Annotated in this window: 14 protein-coding genes; 6 read left to right on the forward strand and 8 right to left on the reverse strand. The window is 73.9% G+C overall.

Features of this window, described 5'->3' with window-relative positions:
- Window positions 1-48 precede the first annotated feature (48 nt).
- Window positions 49-870, reverse strand: a complete 822-nt coding sequence (locus ACFQ8C_RS33865; RefSeq protein WP_383465282.1) for a glutamate ABC transporter substrate-binding protein — start codon at window positions 868-870, stop codon at window positions 49-51.
- Between the two features lie 54 nt (window positions 871-924).
- Entirely contained in the window at window positions 925-1,710 is a 786-nt protein-coding gene (locus ACFQ8C_RS33870) for an amino acid ABC transporter ATP-binding protein (RefSeq protein WP_383465284.1), read from the reverse strand.
- A gap of 262 nt (window positions 1,711-1,972) precedes the next feature.
- On the opposite strand from ACFQ8C_RS33870, the gene ACFQ8C_RS33875 reads away from it, so the two are divergent.
- Together ACFQ8C_RS33875 and ACFQ8C_RS33880 are read left to right on the forward strand one after the other, a co-directional pair.
- On the forward strand, window positions 1,973-2,695 hold the full coding sequence (locus tag ACFQ8C_RS33875) for a response regulator transcription factor (protein WP_383465286.1): 723 nt from the start codon (window positions 1,973-1,975) through the stop codon (window positions 2,693-2,695).
- An 18-nt stretch (window positions 2,696-2,713) separates the two neighbouring features.
- Window positions 2,714-4,111, forward strand: coding sequence for a sensor histidine kinase (locus ACFQ8C_RS33880; RefSeq protein WP_383465288.1), 1,398 nt, complete (start codon window positions 2,714-2,716; stop codon window positions 4,109-4,111).
- A gap of 171 nt (window positions 4,112-4,282) precedes the next feature.
- Here the strand turns inward: ACFQ8C_RS33880 and ACFQ8C_RS33885 are convergent, their stop codons facing one another.
- Window positions 4,283-5,281: a TAXI family TRAP transporter solute-binding subunit gene (locus ACFQ8C_RS33885; RefSeq protein ID WP_383465290.1), complete on the reverse strand. Its 999-nt coding sequence runs from the start codon at window positions 5,279-5,281 to the stop codon at window positions 4,283-4,285.
- Window positions 5,282-5,713: 432 nt separating this feature from the next.
- On the opposite strand from ACFQ8C_RS33885, the gene ACFQ8C_RS33890 reads away from it, so the two are divergent.
- On the forward strand, window positions 5,714-5,941 hold the full coding sequence (locus tag ACFQ8C_RS33890) for a hypothetical protein (RefSeq protein ID WP_383465292.1): 228 nt from the start codon (window positions 5,714-5,716) through the stop codon (window positions 5,939-5,941).
- Between the two features lie 72 nt (window positions 5,942-6,013).
- Window positions 6,014-7,186 (forward strand): four-carbon acid sugar kinase family protein, encoded by a 1,173-nt coding sequence (locus ACFQ8C_RS33895; protein ID WP_383465294.1) that lies wholly within the window; start codon window positions 6,014-6,016, stop codon window positions 7,184-7,186.
- 61 nt (window positions 7,187-7,247) lie between these two features.
- Here ACFQ8C_RS33895 and ACFQ8C_RS33900 read toward each other — a convergent pair whose 3' ends face one another.
- The 5 genes from ACFQ8C_RS33900 to ACFQ8C_RS33920 all read right to left on the reverse strand — a co-directional run bounded on the left by ACFQ8C_RS33900 (window position 7,248) and on the right by ACFQ8C_RS33920 (window position 11,944).
- On the reverse strand, window positions 7,248-7,892 hold the full coding sequence (locus ACFQ8C_RS33900) for a response regulator (protein ID WP_383465296.1): 645 nt from the start codon (window positions 7,890-7,892) through the stop codon (window positions 7,248-7,250).
- On the reverse strand, window positions 7,883-9,064 hold the full coding sequence (locus tag ACFQ8C_RS33905; protein WP_383465298.1) for a sensor histidine kinase: 1,182 nt from the start codon (window positions 9,062-9,064) through the stop codon (window positions 7,883-7,885). Before ACFQ8C_RS33905 ends, ACFQ8C_RS33900 begins: the two co-directional genes overlap by 10 nt.
- Window positions 9,065-9,086: 22 nt before the next feature.
- Entirely contained in the window at window positions 9,087-9,767 is a 681-nt protein-coding gene (locus ACFQ8C_RS33910) for a DedA family protein (RefSeq protein WP_383465300.1), read from the reverse strand.
- A gap of 406 nt (window positions 9,768-10,173) precedes the next feature.
- Entirely contained in the window at window positions 10,174-10,794 is a 621-nt protein-coding gene (locus ACFQ8C_RS33915; RefSeq protein WP_383465301.1) for a cysteine hydrolase family protein, read from the reverse strand.
- Between the two features lie 121 nt (window positions 10,795-10,915).
- Entirely contained in the window at window positions 10,916-11,944 is a 1,029-nt protein-coding gene (locus ACFQ8C_RS33920) for a GlxA family transcriptional regulator (RefSeq protein ID WP_383465303.1), read from the reverse strand.
- A 301-nt stretch (window positions 11,945-12,245) separates the two neighbouring features.
- Between ACFQ8C_RS33920 and miaB the strand changes: the two genes are divergently transcribed.
- Together miaB and ACFQ8C_RS33930 are read left to right on the forward strand one after the other, a co-directional pair.
- The gene (miaB, locus tag ACFQ8C_RS33925; RefSeq protein ID WP_383465305.1) at window positions 12,246-13,775 is read left to right on the forward strand and encodes a tRNA (N6-isopentenyl adenosine(37)-C2)-methylthiotransferase MiaB; all 1,530 of its coding nucleotides are present in this window, start codon (window positions 12,246-12,248) and stop codon (window positions 13,773-13,775) included.
- A gap of 45 nt (window positions 13,776-13,820) precedes the next feature.
- Window positions 13,821-14,564 (forward strand): class III extradiol dioxygenase subunit B-like domain-containing protein, encoded by a 744-nt coding sequence (locus tag ACFQ8C_RS33930; RefSeq protein WP_383465307.1) that lies wholly within the window; start codon window positions 13,821-13,823, stop codon window positions 14,562-14,564.
- The last annotated feature ends 55 nt before the right edge of the window (window positions 14,565-14,619 follow it).

The raw sequence follows: 14,619 nt of genomic DNA on the forward strand, positions 1-14,619 counted from the left end.
CCCCCCCCCCCCCCCGGGGGGGGGCGCCCCCCACGGCAGCGCGCTCGGTCAGCCCGCGATCTTCGGGGCGGGCTCGTTCTTGTAGCCGGACGGGCCGAAGTGCTGCTTCACGAGCTTGTCCCAGGTGCCGTCGGACACCATCTTCTCCAGGGCCTTGTTGATCTTGCCCTTGAGCTCGGAGTCGCCCTTCTTCAGGCCGATGCCGTAGTTCTCGTCGCTCATGGTCAGGCCGGCGAGCTTGAACTTGCCCTGGTGCTCCTTCTGCGAGGCGTAGCCCGCGAGGATGGAGGCGTCGGTGGTGAGGGCGTCGACGGCCTTGTTCTCCAGGCCGGTCAGGCACTCGGAGTACCCGCCGAGCTGCTGGAGGTCGGCCTGCGGGGCCAGCTTCTCCTTGACGTTCTGCGCGGAGGTCGAGCCGGTGACCGAGCAGAGCTTCTTGGAGTTGAGGTCCTCGACCTTGGTGATCGAGGAGTCGTCGGCGCGGACCAGCAGGTCCTGGTGGGTCAGGAAGTACGGGCCGGCGAAGTCGACCTCCTTCAGGCGCTTCTCGTTGATCGAGTAGCTCGCGACGATGAACTTCACGTCGCCGTTCTTGATGAGGTTCTCGCGCTCGGCGGAGGGCGCCTGCTTCCAGTTGATCTTGCCCTCGTCGAAGCCCAGCTCCTTGGCGACGTACTTCGCGACGTCGACGTCGAAGCCCGCGTACGAGCCGTCCGGGGTCTTCAGGCCGAGACCCGGCTGGTCGAACTTGATGCCGATGGTGATCTTGTCACCGTTGCTGCCCGAGTCGGAGCCGGTGCCGCAGGCGGTGGCGGTCAGGGCGAGGACGACGGCGGCCGCGGCGGCCGCGGAGGCGTTGCGAAGCTTCATGGGTGAACGTCCCTTGGGTAGGCGTGAGTTGCGAAGACTAGGTCGTCGACTCGCTCAGTGGTGCAGGATTTTGGAGAGGAAGTCCTTCGCCCGGTCGCTGCGCGGGTTGCTGAAGAACTCCTCGGGGGTGGCCTGTTCGACGATCCTGCCGTCGGCCATGAAGACGACCCGGTCGGCCGCGGAGCGGGCGAAGCCCATCTCGTGCGTCACGACCACCATCGTCATGCCCTCCCGGGCCAGCTGCTGCATGACCTCCAGGACCTCGTTGATCATCTCCGGGTCCAGGGCCGAGGTCGGCTCGTCGAAGAGCATCACCTTCGGACCCATGGCGAGCGCGCGGGCGATCGCCACGCGCTGCTGCTGGCCACCGGAGAGCTGTGCCGGGTACTTCTCGGCCTGGGCGGCCACGCCCACCCGCTCCAGCAGGGCGCGGGCCTTGGTCTCCGCCTCGCCCTTCGCGGTGCCGCGAACCTTGATCTGGCCCAGCATCACGTTCTCGAGCACCGTCTTGTGCGCGAAGAGATTGAAGGACTGGAAGACCATGCCGACGTCCGACCGCAGTCGCGCCAGTTCCCTGCCCTCCGCGGGCAGCGGCTTCCCGTCGATCGTGATCGTGCCCGCGTCGATGGTCTCCAGGCGGTTGATCGTGCGGCACAGCGTCGACTTGCCGGAACCCGACGGCCCGATGACGACGACGACTTCACCGCGGCCGATCGTGAGGTCGATGTCCTGCAGCACGTGCAGCGCGCCGAAGTGCTTGTTCACCCCGGACAGGACGACCAGGTCCTCCTGGGCCCGCGGGGAGTCCTCGTGGTCCTTGGACACTGCCACTCCGCTCATCGGCCTCTTGCTCCGTCCTCCTCGGTTGGGAGGACACTAGAGACACGTCCGGATGACCGTCATCACATCTGAGCGGAAATTGAGGATAACGATAGGGCCACGAGCGGGCACCCTGTGTGAAGGTGACCTGCGGAGCCGTACCGGGTGGATAACGGAAGCGGGCGGTCCGCCAGGTGGCACTTGACTGTGACGTCGGTGATCGGCGTTCATGGGCGTTCATGCCCCGATCCGGGGCACCCCGGGCGAACGAGAGGAGAAGACCATGCGACTGCTGCTCGTCGAGGACGACGACCACGTCGCCGCGGCCCTCTCCGCGATCCTCGCCAAGCACGGCTTCGCCGTCACCCACGCCCGCAACGGCGAGGAGGCCCTCCAGGCCGTCCTCCCCACGGCACAGGGCGAGCGCCCCTCGTACGGCGTGATCCTCCTCGACCTCGGCCTCCCCGACCAGGACGGCTACCAGGTCTGCGCCCGCATCCGGAAGCTCACGACCACCCCGGTGATCATGGTGACCGCCCGCAGCGACGTGCGCTCCCGGATCCACGGCCTCAACCTCGGCGCCGACGACTACGTCGTCAAGCCCTACGACACCGGCGAACTGCTCGCCCGCATCCACGCCGTCTCCCGGCGCACCACGGGCCCCGGCGCCTCCGACGAGGCCACCGGCGGTACGGGCTCCGCCGACGCCACCGTGCTGCGGCTCGGCGCCGTCGCCGTCGAGCTGCCCACCCGGCGCGTCAGCGTCGACGGCGAACCCGTCGCCCTCACCCGCAAGGAGTTCGACCTGCTCGCCCTCCTCGCCCAGCGGCCCGGCGTCGTCTTCCGTCGCGAGCAGATCATCTCCGAGGTCTGGCAGACCAGTTGGGAGGGGACCGGCCGCACCCTGGAGGTGCACGTCGCCTCGCTCCGCTCCAAGCTGCGGATGCCCGCCCTGATCGAGACCGTGCGGGGCGTCGGCTACCGCCTGGTCGCCCCGGCCGCGTAACGCCCGGCCGCCCCGCCCGTGCGCACCCGACTCCTCCCCCTGCTCATCGTCCTGATGGCGGGGGTCCTGCTCGCCCTCGGCTTCCCGCTCGCCGCCAGCCTCGCCGCCGCCCAGCAGCAGCGGGTCGTCGTCGACCGCCTCGACGACGCCGCCCGCTTCGCCGCCCTCGCCCAGTTCGTCGGCGACCCGGCCACCGGCAGCGACGAGCGCCGCACCACCCTCAGCGGCGAGCTCGCCAGCTACCACGACGTGTACGGCATCCGGACCGGCATCTTCTACCGCGACAACCGCTCCATGGCCGCCGCCCCCGAGGACTGGGTCGTCCCCTACGACGGCGAGGGCCGCCGCGCCTTCAACGAGGCCCTGCTCGGCCGCCGCAGCCACGACCCGCCGCAGGTCTGGCCCTGGCAGCCGCACGCCCGCCTCATCATCGCCTCCCCCGTCGTCCGCGACGGGGACGTCGTCGCCGTGGTCGTCACCGACTCGCCCACCGGGGACCTCCGCGCCCGCATCCTGCGCGGCTGGCTGGTGATCTTCGCCGGCGAGGCCGCCGCGATGCTGCTCGCCGTCGGCGCCGCCGTACGCCTCACCGGCTGGGTGCTGCGCCCGGTCCGGGTCCTGGACGGCGTCACCCACGACATCGCCACCGGCCGGATGAACTCCCGGGTCGCCGAGGCCGGCGGACCACCCGAACTGCGCCGCCTGGCCCGCTCGTTCAACGAGATGGCCGACCACGTCGAGGAATCCCTGGAGCAGCAGCGGGCGTTCGTCGCCGACGCGTCCCACCAGCTCCGCAACCCGCTCGCCGCGCTGCTGCTCCGCATCGAGCTGCTCGCCCTCGAACTCCCCGAGGGGAACGAGGAGATCGCCGCCGTGCGTACCGAGGGCAAGCGGCTCGCGCGGGTCCTCGACGACCTCCTCGACCTGGCCCTCGCCGAGCACGCCGCCGCCGATCTGCGACTGACCGACGTCGGCGCGCTCACCGCCGAGCGGATCGCCTCCTGGCGGCCGGTCGCCGACGACAAGGGCGTCCTGCTGGTGGGGGAGTGCGGGGCCGCGACCGGCTGGGCGGACCCGGTGGCCCTGTCGAGCGCCCTGGACGCGGTCGTGGACAACGCGCTCAAGTTCACGCCGGCGGGCGAGCGGGTCACGGTGCGGGTCCTGCCCGGGAAGGACGCGGTGGAGGTCGTCGTCGCCGACCTCGGCCCCGGCCTCACCGAGGAGGAGATGACCCGGGTCGGGGACCGCTTCTGGCGCGCCGGCCGCCACCAGAACGTCAAGGGTTCGGGCCTCGGCCTCTCCATCGCCCGCGTCCTGCTGACCGCCACCGGCGGCGGGATCGCCTTCGCCCCGAACGAGCCGCACGGGCTGCGGGTGACGGTCACGGTGCCGCGGTACGGGCCGGCGGACCGTTGACGGGCGGGCGAGTGGACCGTTGGCGGGCGGACGGAGGACGGACGGAGGAGGGGCGGTCAGGCGGTCGTCTGTCCTCGGGTGAGGGGTCTGCGTCTCGTGAGGGTCCGCGTCTCGTGACCGGCGGGCGGCCCGGATCGGCCGCCCGGACGGTCGGGGCGGAGCCCGTACGGCTCAGGGCTTGACCGAGCGGTAGTAGCGGCGGGCGCCGTCGTGGAGGGTGAGGGGCTCGGTGTAGACGGCCGTCCGCAGGTCCACCAGCTGGGCCGGGTGCACCTGGCTGCCGATGCCGTCCCGGCTGTCGATCACCGACCGGGTGAAGCCCTCCACCAGGTCCGGGTCGGCCTCGGCCGTCGTCACCATCAGGTTCGCCACGGCCAGCGTCTTCACCCGCTGCCCGTCCTGCGCGGCCGCGTACGCGTCGGCCGGAATGACCGCCGAGCGGTAGTGCCGGGTCGAATCGCCCACGTCCCGCAGCGCCTCCACCAGCGGGGCGTCCATCGGGACCAGCCGGACCGAGGCCCGCTCCGACAGCGACTTCACGGCCTCGGTCGGCAGCCCGCCGGACCAGAAGAAGGCGTCGAGGCTGCCGTTCTCCAGCATCTTGGGCATCGAGTCGATCCCGACCGGCACCGCGGTCACGTCCCGGGACGGGGTGAGCCCGGCGGCCGCGAGGACCCGGTCCGCTATCAGCCGGACGCCCGAGCCGTCCTGTCCGACGCCGACCTTCAGTCCGCGCAGGTCGGAGACGGTCTGGACGGTCGATCCCTTGCGCACGACGAGCTGGACGTAGTCGTCGTAGAGCCGGGCGCAGCCCCGCAGCCGCTCGAATCCGGGCCGGCGGTCGCGGATGTACTGCGCCACGGCGTCGGCGGTCGCGACCGTGAAGTCGGCCTCCCCGGAGGCGACCCTCGCCAGGTTCTGCTGGGAGCCCTCGCTGTTCGTGAGGGTGATCGAGACCTCGGGGAGGTCCTTCGCCATGGCCTGCTTGAGCAGCTCGCCGTACTGCTGGTACACGCCGGTGGGAACCCCGGTGCTGAAGGTGATCGCACCGCGGGGCGTCGAGGTGCCGAACGGCGCCACCCACCACAGGAGCACCCCGCACACCACGACCAGCGCGGCCGCGAGCGCGAGGAGGCGGCGGCGTGCGGCACGGGTGAGGGAGGCGAACATGCCGTCGATCCTGCCAGGTGGCCGAGGCCCCTGGCCAGGGAGATCGGGCGGGCGCGGCTGTGATGTCCGCTGCGGTGGGGCCGCCCGGGTGGCCGCTGGTGGCTCCCGGTGGCCGGGGGGCCACGGGGAGTCTCCGAGCTACCGGGAGTCGCCGGGAGTCTCCGGGCCGTCGGGAGTTCCCGAGCCTCCGAGCCGCCGGGAGTCTCCGCGAGCCCCGTGAGCCGCCGGAGGGCCTCCGGCCGGTCCCGTGCGCGCTCCGCCGAAGCGGTGAGCGGTTCCCGGCGGCGAGGTCTCGCCGTGTGTCCTGTCGTGGTGCCGGGGTCGGTGCGGTTAGCGTCGGGAGGCGCCCGGTGATCTTGAGGGCAGTCCCCTCTGCCCGCCCCTGGCCCCCGCCGGGCGCTCGGCTCACCCCTGTCCCAAGGGAGTCTCCGCATGTCCGTGACCTCGGCACCCGTGTGCCGCCCCGCCGAGTCCCTCGACGTCACCGCCCTTGCCGTCCTCACTGCTCTCACCCGCCGCACGGTCCTCGTCTCCCTCTCTGCCCTCTCCGCCCTCTCCGTCCCCTCCGCTCTCACCGGCCGCACGGTCCGCCCCGTCCTCGCCCGGCCGCGCCCTCCGGGCCGTGCCGCGTGCGGAACCGTCCGGTGGCCGCTGGACTGAGCGGGCCGCGCGGGTGAGGGTGGGGCGAGCACGCACCCCTGCCCGCGTCCGTACGACCCGAGGAAGCCGTCGATGCAGCCCGCCCCGCCCGTCACCCCGCCCCGCGTCGCCGTTCTCGCCGACGACCTGACCAGCGCGGGCGACGGGGCCGCGCCCTTCCGCCGGGGCGGCCATCCGGCCCGGATCCTCCTTTCCGGCAGTCCGCTCGCCGGCCATGGGCAGGAGGGCGGGGTGCTCGCCGTCGACCTCGGCAGCCGGCTCCTGGACGAGGCCGGGGCCGTGGCGCGTACCCGGGAGGCGGCCCGCGCCCTGTCCGGGGCGGGGCTGCTGCTCAAGACCGTCGACTCGACCCTCCGGGGGCATGTGGCCGCCGAGATCCGTGCCGCGCGGGAGGGTTCGGGGCGGCGGGCGGTCGTGATCGCTCCCGCCTTCCCGGCCGAGGGGCGGACCACCCGCGACGGCGTGCAGTACGTCCGGGAAGTCCGCGTCGACGAGAGCGAGTTCGCCCGCGACCCGGCCCACCCCGTCCGTACGGCCGACCTCGCCCTGATCCTCCCGGACGCCGTTCCGGTCGACTCCGGCCGGCCGGAGGAACTCGCCGAAGTCCTGCCTCGTGGAGGGCTGTTCGTCTGCTCCGCCGCCACCGACGCCGACCTGGACCGGATCGTCGCCGCCGTGCCCGACCACCGGGCCGTCCTGTGGGTCGGCTCCCCGGGTCTGGCCGCCGCCCTCGCCCGTCACCACGAGCTCCCCGGGGGCGGCGCGGGTACGCGTGAACTGCCGCTCTCCGCACGTCCCTTGGTGGCCGTCGGCAGTGCCAACCCGGCCACCCGCCGACAGCTCGCCCTGCTGGCCGGCGAGCCGGGCGCGGTGGCGGCCGTCGCCGCCGAGCCGCTGCGGGCGGCCGTCGACACTCCCGTACGGATCCTCCACACGCCGCACGAACGGCGCGCAGACCCAGCCGAGTTGACCCGCGAACTGGCCGCGTCCGTGGCTGCGCTGGCCGCCCGCGCGCCCTTCGACGGGCTCGTGCTCACCGGCGGGGAGACCGCCGAGGCCGTCCTGCGCGCGCTCGGCGCGCACGGCATCGACCTCCACGACGAACCCGAACCCGGCATCGCCCGGGGCACCCTGGCCGGCCCGGCCGGCGTGCCCCGCGTCCCCGTCGTCATCAAGGCGGGCGGCTTCGGCGACGAACGGACGCTCGTCCGTCTGCACGCCCTCCTGACCCGGCCCGCTTCCTGACCGGCCGCGCCTCCGGACGGCGGGTGCTACGGGAGGACCGGCCGCGCCTCCGGACGGCGGCTCATGCCTCCAGATACCGCAGGACCGCGAGGATCCGGGGGCTGTGGCCCTCGGTCCCCCGCAGCTCCAGCTTGTCGAAGACCGCGTTGAGGTGCTTCTCCACCGCGCTCAGCGACAGGTGCAGCCGACGGGCGATCGCCGTGTTCGTGTACCCCTCGGCGAGCACCTGGAGCACCTCCCGCTCGCGCGGGGTCAACCGCGCCAGCGGATCGGCGTGCGCGCTGCGGACCACCAGCTGCCGTACGACCTCCGGGTCGATCGCCGCCCCGCCCGCGTGGACCCGCTCCAGCGCGTCGAGGAACTCCTCGACCTGCGCCACCCGGTCCTTCAGCAGATAGCCGACCCGCTCGGCCCCGGCCGCGAGCAGCCGGGCCGCGTAGCTGCGCTCGACGTGCTGCGAGAGGACCAGGACGCCCGTCCCCGGCAGCCGTTCGCGGATCTCCACGGCCGCCCGCAGACCCTCGTCGGTGTGGGTCGGCGGCATCCGGATGTCCACGACGGCCACGTCGGGCCGGAGCGCCTCCGTCTCGGCGACGAGCGTCACCGCGTCCCCGAACGCCCCGACGACCTCGTGCCCCTCCTCCGCGAGCAGGCGGGCGAGCCCCTCCCGCAGCAGGGTCGAGTCCTCGGCCAGGATCACACGCACGGCAGCTCCACGAAGAGGGTGGTGGGTCCCCCGAGGGGGCTGTCGATCCGCAGGACGCCGTCGAGCGCGGCGACCCGCCCGCGCAGCCCGGTCAGGCCGCTGCCCGCCGGGTCGGCGCCGCCCCGGCCGTCGTCCTCGACCCGCACGGTCAGCGGGCCGCCGGGCGCCCCCGCGACCCGTACCGAGACGGCCGAGGCGGCGGAGTGCTTGGCCGCGTTGGTGACGGCCTCGGAGACGACGAAGTACGCCGCCGTCTCCACCGGGCGGGGGAGCGGGCCCGCCACCTCGTACGCGATCCTCAGCGGCAGCGCGCACCGCTGGGCGACCCCGCCGAGCGCCTCCTCCAGACCGAGACTGTCCAGGGCCGACGGGTACACCCGCCAGGCCACCTCCCGCAGTTCGGCCAGCACGTCCTGGGCTTCTTGGTGCGCCTGGTCCAGCAGCTCCGCCGCCCGCTCCGGGTCCCGGCCGCCGCTCCGGCGCGCCCGCCCGATGAGCATGGCGAGGGCCACCAGCCGCTGCTGCACCCCGTCGTGGAGGTCCCGCTCGATCCGCCGCCGCTCCGTGTCCACGGCCCCGACGACGGCGGCGCGGCTGAGCGACAGTTCCTCGATCCGGCGGCGCAGCAGCTCCCGCTCCGACGGCCCGAAGTACTCCCGGGCCAGCCGGGCGTCGAGCGCGGTCAGCGCGAACAGCCCCTGGAGACCGAGGAAGAGCAGGACGCCCCCGAGGACCAGCTGCGTCAGCAGCTCCGCCGCCTCGATGGTCCCGCGCACCACACCGCCGACCAGCAGCACCGCCAGCACCACACCGAACCCGAGCAGCGCCAGCACCACCCCGCACACGAGCCCCGTCGACGACCGGACGGCCAGATACCGCAGGGCCCCGCCCCCGGCCACGCCCTCATCCCCGTACGCCTCCGGGTACGCCTCCGGGAACCGGTCGCCGAAGAAACGCGCCCGCCGCCGGCGCTCCAGGCCCCCGAGCCGCCGGGCTCCCGAGCCGAGCACCCCCAGGGCGTACGCCCGCGTCCGCGGCCACAGCAGGAAGGGGCCGAGCGCGACCCCCGCCACCAGGAAGTACAGGAGCCCGACCGGTGCCGTCAGACACCCGGCCAGCACCCCCACCGCACGCCGGAGCCCGAACCGCCCCCCGTTACCGTCCCGTTCCACGTCGCCCACCCTAGGCCGCCGCCTAGGCACGGCGGTGACGGGCTTCCGTACCCCGCCTCCGGAGCCGTACGGCGAGCCAGGCGGCGGCGGCCGCGAGGACCAGGACGAGGACGGCCTTGGACGCCACGCCCACGTACGCCTCGACCAGTTCCCAGCGGTCGCCGAGGGCGTAGCCGGCGAGGACGAGGACGCTGTTCCAGGCGAGGCTGCCGAGAGTGGTGAGCAGGAGGAAGAGCGGGACCGGCATCCGCTCCACACCGGCCGGCACCGAGATCAGGCTTCGGAAGATCGGCACCATCCGGCCGAGGAGGACCGCCTTCGTGCCGTGCCGTCGGAACCACTCCTCGGTCCGCTCCAGGTCCGAGACCTTCACCAGCGGCAGCCGCGCCCACACCGCGTGCATCCGCTCCCGGCCGAAGAGCGCGCCGATCCCGTAGAGGGCGAGCGCGCCGACGACCGAGCCCAGCGTCGTCCAGAACAGGGCGGAGGCGAGGCTGAGCACGCCCTGACCGGCGGCGAAGCCGGTCAGCGGGAGGATCACCTCGCTCGGCAGCGGAGGAAAGAGGTTCTCCAGCGCGATGGCGAACCCCGCGCCCGGCCCGCCGAGGGTCTCGACGAGCCCGGCGGCCCATCCGGCGATGCCGCCGGCGGGCTCCTGGGCCTGCGCCGTTTGGGCGAGGGAGATCGGGAACAGCGGCGTCATGAGCCCTCCATGGCTAGGGGGAAGGTCCCGCGGCGGACCCGCCGGAGGACTCTCTCCAACCTAGAAAGCGCAGCTCGGACCCGGTATGAGCGTTCCCGCCCGGCCTCCCTGCGGAAAACCGCAGGGGGCGGGCCGGGCAGGGCGGGGCCGGGCGGGTCACGGGGCACGGGGCAGGACAGGCCCGCGCCCCACCGGGCCGGGCGGGGCAGGCGAGGGCGGGGCCGGGCCGGGCCGGATACGCGCCCGCCCCGGCCCCGCCCTCGCCTGGCCTCACCCGCCCCGGCGCCGCCCTCGGCCGGACCGGCGTCAGCCCCGTCGATCGGGATGCGCGCCCGGTCCGGCAGGGCGTCCGGCCCGCCCGGCCCGAAGACCAGGCCGGCTTCGGTGGCCCGCCCGACCCCGGAGGTCAGGCCGACAGGTCCGCCGCCGTCGGCACCACGACCGCGAAGACGTCCGTCAGCCCGGTCAGCGCGGCCCGCTTGAGTTCGGCGGCGGGCACGACCGTCCCGTCCGGGGCGGTGAGGGCCCGGGTCGCGGTCGCCTCGGCGACCACGGTCGGCCGGTAGCCCAGGTTGAACGCGGCCTGGGCCGTGTAGTTCACGCACATGTGCGTCATGAACCCGGCCAGGACCAGGTCCTTCCCGCTGCCCGCCGCGAAGCCGAGGTCCGTCAGGACCTTCTCCAGGTCGGTGGCGTGGAAGGAGTTCGGGAAGTTCTTCACCACGACCGGCTCGCCCTCGGCCGGGGCCACCTCGTCGCAGATCGCGCCGACCGGCGCCGTGAGGTCGTACGGGGAGCCCTCACCGCTGTCGTGCTGGATGTGGACGACCGGCGCGCCGGCCTCCCGGGCGCGGGCGAGGAGCCGCGCCGCCTCGGCGACCGCCTCCTCGGCGCCTTCGAGCGCCATGACGCCGGACCGGTAGGTGTTCTGGATGTCGATGAGGACGAGGGCCGCTCCGGCGAGCCGGGCCGGCTCGTCGCTCAGGCCGGAGAGGGAACGGAGGGTGGTGGACGGAGTGATGCTCATATCGGGTCCTTTCATCTGAAAACGGATTCCTTGTGGCGCGGCGAAGCCGCCCACGGCGGGGAGCTGGGGAACGAAGAGCGGGAAGGTGGGGAAGCGGGAGTGGAAGGGCAGGACGGGGGCGTCAGCCCGGCCCGGTGCGGAACCGCCGCCGGTACGCCGCCGGCGTCGTCGCGAGCTGCCGGCGGAACGCCCGGTGCAGGGTCTCCACCGACCCGAGCCCCGCCCGCGCCGCCACCTCGGCGAGCGGCGCGTCCGAGGTCTCCAGATGGCGCCGGGCCACCTCGATCCGGGCCGCCTCCACGTAGGCGGCGGGGCTCGACCCCGTCTCCTGCGCGAAGACCCGGGCGAAGTGCCGCTCGCTCAGGCACATCCGGCCGGCCAGCCGTTCCGCGGACAGGTCCTCGTCGAGGTGGTCCGCGATCCAGAGCCGCAGCTCGTCGATGTCCCGCCGGCCGGCCGCCGGACGGCTCAGCGGCACCGAGAACTGGCTCTGGCCGCCCTGCCGCTTCAGGTACATCACCAGCTGTCGGGCCACCGAGAGCGCGGTCTCCTCGCCGAGGTCCTCCGCCACGAGGGCGAGGGACAGGTCGAGGCAGGCGCTGATCCCGGCCCCGGTCCACAGCCGGCCCCGGTCCGTCCGTACGAAGATCGGATCGGGGTCGACGGTGACCTCCGGATGGTCGGCCGCGAGCTGCGCCGCCGTCGACCAGTGGGTCGTCGCGGTCCTCCCGTCGAGGAGGCCGGCCGCGGCGAGGACGTGCGCGCCGACGCAGACCGACGCCACCCGCCGGGCGTGCGGCGCGGTCTCCCGCACCCAGCGCACGACCTCCGGGTCGAGCCGGGCGGTGACCCCGCCGTTCTCCGCCGGGTCCACCGCCCCCGGCACGAGCAGGGTGTCGACGTCCGCGCCGACCTCGTCGAAGCCGAGGTCCGCGAGCAGCCGCACCCCCGCCGAGGTCCGCACCTCCCCGGCGCCGCCGGGCGCGGCGAGCCGCACCCGGTAGCGGGCGCCGCCCGCCTCCCGGTTGGCCAGCGCGAAGACCTCGGCGGGCCCGGTGACGTCGAGGAGGTCCACGTCGGGGAAGACCGCGACGACGACCCGGTGGACGGGGTGGGCCGCGGGGGCCGTGGTGGAGGGCGTCTCGGACATGTCCCCACCTTCGCCCGCCCCGCTCCATGACGGCAATGACGATTCCCTGTCACATCCGGACACCCATGCACCCGCGCACCCACGCACCCACGCACGCGCGGGCATACGAACATGCGGACATGCGGTCAGCCGACACACGTCGACACACGTCGACACACGTCGACACACGGCCGGGCAACACGCGTGGGCAGGCCGTCGGACTTCCCGCCGGGCATACGGTCGGACTTCCCGCCGGGCATACGGTCGGGCTTCCGGCCGGGAGCCCGCCGGGGACCGCCTACTCTTGAATACTCTTGAAGGCATGACCAGCAGCAGCGACCGGAGTCTCACAGTGGGCATCGAAGGACCGAAGACCTACGACGTTCGCACCTACGGGTGCCAGATGAACGTCCACGACTCCGAGCGGCTCTCCGGTCTGCTGGAAGACGCGGGCTACGTCCGCGCCCCCAAGGACGCCGACGGCGCCGACGTCGTCGTCTTCAACACCTGCGCGGTCCGCGAGAACGCCGACAACAAGCTGTACGGCAACCTCGGCCACCTCGCCCCGATGAAGACCGCGCGCCCCGGCATGCAGATCGCCGTCGGCGGCTGCCTGGCCCAGAAGGACCGCGACACCATCGTCAAGCGGGCCCCGTGGGTCGACGTGGTCTTCGGCACGCACAACATCGGCAAGCTGCCGGTCCTGCTGGAGCGCGCCCGCGTCCAGCAGGAGGCGCAGGTCGAGATCGCCGAGTCCCTGGAGGCCTTCCCCTCCACCCTGCCGACCCGCCGCGAGTCGGCGTACGCGGCCTGGGTCTCGATCTCGGTCGGCTGCAACAACACCTGCACCTTCTGCATCGTCCCCGCCCTGCGCGGCAAGGAGGAGGACCGCCGCCCCGGCGACATCCTCGCCGAGATCGAGGCGCTGGTCGCCGAGGGCGTCTCCGAGATCACCCTGCTCGGCCAGAACGTCAACGCGTACGGTTCCGACCTCGGTGACCGCGAGGCCTTCAGCAAGCTGCTGCGCGCCTGCGGCTCCGTCGAGGGCCTGGAGCGGGTCCGCTTCACCTCCCCGCACCCGCGCGACTTCACCGACGACGTCATCGCCGCCATGGCCGAGACGCCGAACGTGATGCCGCAGCTGCACATGCCGCTCCAGTCCGGCTCGGACACGGTCCTCAAGGCCATGCGCCGCTCCTACCGCCAGGAGCGCTTCCTCGGCATCATCGAGAAGGTGCGCGCCGCGATCCCGCACGCCGCCATCTCCACCGACATCATCGTCGGCTTCCCCGGCGAGACCGAGGAGGACTTCGAGCAGACCATGCACGTGGTCCGCGAGGCCCGCTTCGCCAACGCCTTCACCTTCCAGTACTCCAAGCGCCCCGGGACCCCGGCCGCCGAGATGGACGGCCAGATCCCCAAGGAGGTCGTGCAGGCCCGCTACGAGCGCCTGGTCGCCCTCCAGGAGGAGATCTCCTGGGACGAGAACAAGAAGCAGGTCGGCCGCACCCTGGAGGTCATGGTCGCCGAGGGCGAGGGCCGCAAGGACGGCGCCACCCACCGCCTCTCCGGCCGCGCGCCCGACAACCGGCTCGTCCACTTCACCAAGCCCGACGAGGACGTCCGTCCCGGCGACGTGGTGACCGTCGAGATCACCTACGCCGCCCCGCACCACCTCCTCGCCGAGGGCCCGACCACCACCGTCCGCCGCACCCGCGCGGGCGACGCCTGGGAGAAGCGCACGGCCGCGGCCGCCGCCAAGCCGGCCGGCGTCCTGCTCGGCCTGCCGAAGATCGGTGTCCCGGAGCCGCTCCCGGCCGCCGGGGCCCCGGCCTGCGGCGCCGCCCACTGACGGGGCCACCCGCGGGGGTGCCGTAGGGGCAGTAGGCTGCGGATCATGCTTGTCGCCGCCGCCGTGTGCCCCTGCCCGCCGCTCCTCGTGCCCGAGGTCGCGAGCGGTGCCGCCCCCGAGCTGGAGGCCGTGCGGACGCACTGCGCGGACGCCCTCGGGGTGCTGGCCGCCGCCCGGCCCGAGCGGCTGTACGTGGTCGGGGCGGCGCCCGAGGGCTCCCTCGGGGCCTTCCCGGCCGGTTCCGAGGGCTCCTTCGCCGGATTCGGCGTCGACCACTCCGTGCGCCTCGGCGAGGGCCCCGGGGACGGTCGCCCGCTGCCGGCCTCGCTCTCCGTGGGCGCCTGGCTGCTCTCCCGTACCGACCGTACCGACCGGGCCGACCAAGTCGACCGTACCGACCGGGCCGGCGTGCCCGTCGAAGGACTCGGGGTCGACGAGCGGGCGACGGTCGAGGAGTGCGCGGAGGCCGGACGGCGGCTCGCGGCCTCGGCCGAGCGGGTCGCCCTGCTCGTCCTCGGCGACGGCAGCGCGTGCCGGACCGTGAAGGCCCCCGGCTACTTCGACGAGCGTGCCGCCGGCTTCGACGCCGAGGCCGCCCGCGTCCTGGGCTCCGCCGACGTGCCCGGCGTCCTCGCGCTCGACGCGGGGCTCGCGTACGAGCTGAAGGCGGCCGGACGCGCCCCCTGGCAGGTCCTCGCGGGTGCCGCCGAGGGTGCGGGCCTGACGGGCCGCCTCCTCCACGAGGACGCCCCGTACGGCGTCGAGTACCTGGTCGCCGTCTGGTCCTGAGCGGTACGCCGTGGCGTGACGTACGACGGCCGCGGCCGCGGAGCGCTGTGTCCGC

This window comes from Streptomyces sp. NPDC056503 (assembly GCF_042794995.1).
Taxonomy (GTDB): domain Bacteria; phylum Actinomycetota; class Actinomycetes; order Streptomycetales; family Streptomycetaceae; genus Streptomyces.

What these genes read in the sequence shown, in the direction of transcription:
- ACFQ8C_RS33865 (WP_383465282.1), bottom strand. Translation starts at nt 870, where the DNA reads ATGAAGCTTCGCAACGCCTCCGCGGCCGCCGCGGCCGCCGTCGTCCTC.
- ACFQ8C_RS33870 (WP_383465284.1), bottom strand. Translation starts at nt 1,710, where the DNA reads ATGAGCGGAGTGGCAGTGTCCAAGGACCACGAGGACTCCCCGCGGGCC.
- ACFQ8C_RS33875 (WP_383465286.1), top strand. Translation starts at nt 1,973, where the DNA reads ATGCGACTGCTGCTCGTCGAGGACGACGACCACGTCGCCGCGGCCCTC.
- ACFQ8C_RS33885 (WP_383465290.1), bottom strand. Translation starts at nt 5,281, where the DNA reads ATGTTCGCCTCCCTCACCCGTGCCGCACGCCGCCGCCTCCTCGCGCTC.
- ACFQ8C_RS33890 (WP_383465292.1), top strand. Translation starts at nt 5,714, where the DNA reads ATGTCCGTGACCTCGGCACCCGTGTGCCGCCCCGCCGAGTCCCTCGAC.
- ACFQ8C_RS33895 (WP_383465294.1), top strand. Translation starts at nt 6,014, where the DNA reads ATGCAGCCCGCCCCGCCCGTCACCCCGCCCCGCGTCGCCGTTCTCGCC.
- ACFQ8C_RS33910 (WP_383465300.1), bottom strand. Translation starts at nt 9,767, where the DNA reads ATGACGCCGCTGTTCCCGATCTCCCTCGCCCAAACGGCGCAGGCCCAG.
- ACFQ8C_RS33915 (WP_383465301.1), bottom strand. Translation starts at nt 10,794, where the DNA reads ATGAGCATCACTCCGTCCACCACCCTCCGTTCCCTCTCCGGCCTGAGC.
- ACFQ8C_RS33920 (WP_383465303.1), bottom strand. Translation starts at nt 11,944, where the DNA reads ATGTCCGAGACGCCCTCCACCACGGCCCCCGCGGCCCACCCCGTCCAC.
- miaB (WP_383465305.1), top strand. Translation starts at nt 12,246, where the DNA reads ATGACCAGCAGCAGCGACCGGAGTCTCACAGTGGGCATCGAAGGACCG.
- ACFQ8C_RS33930 (WP_383465307.1), top strand. Translation starts at nt 13,821, where the DNA reads ATGCTTGTCGCCGCCGCCGTGTGCCCCTGCCCGCCGCTCCTCGTGCCC.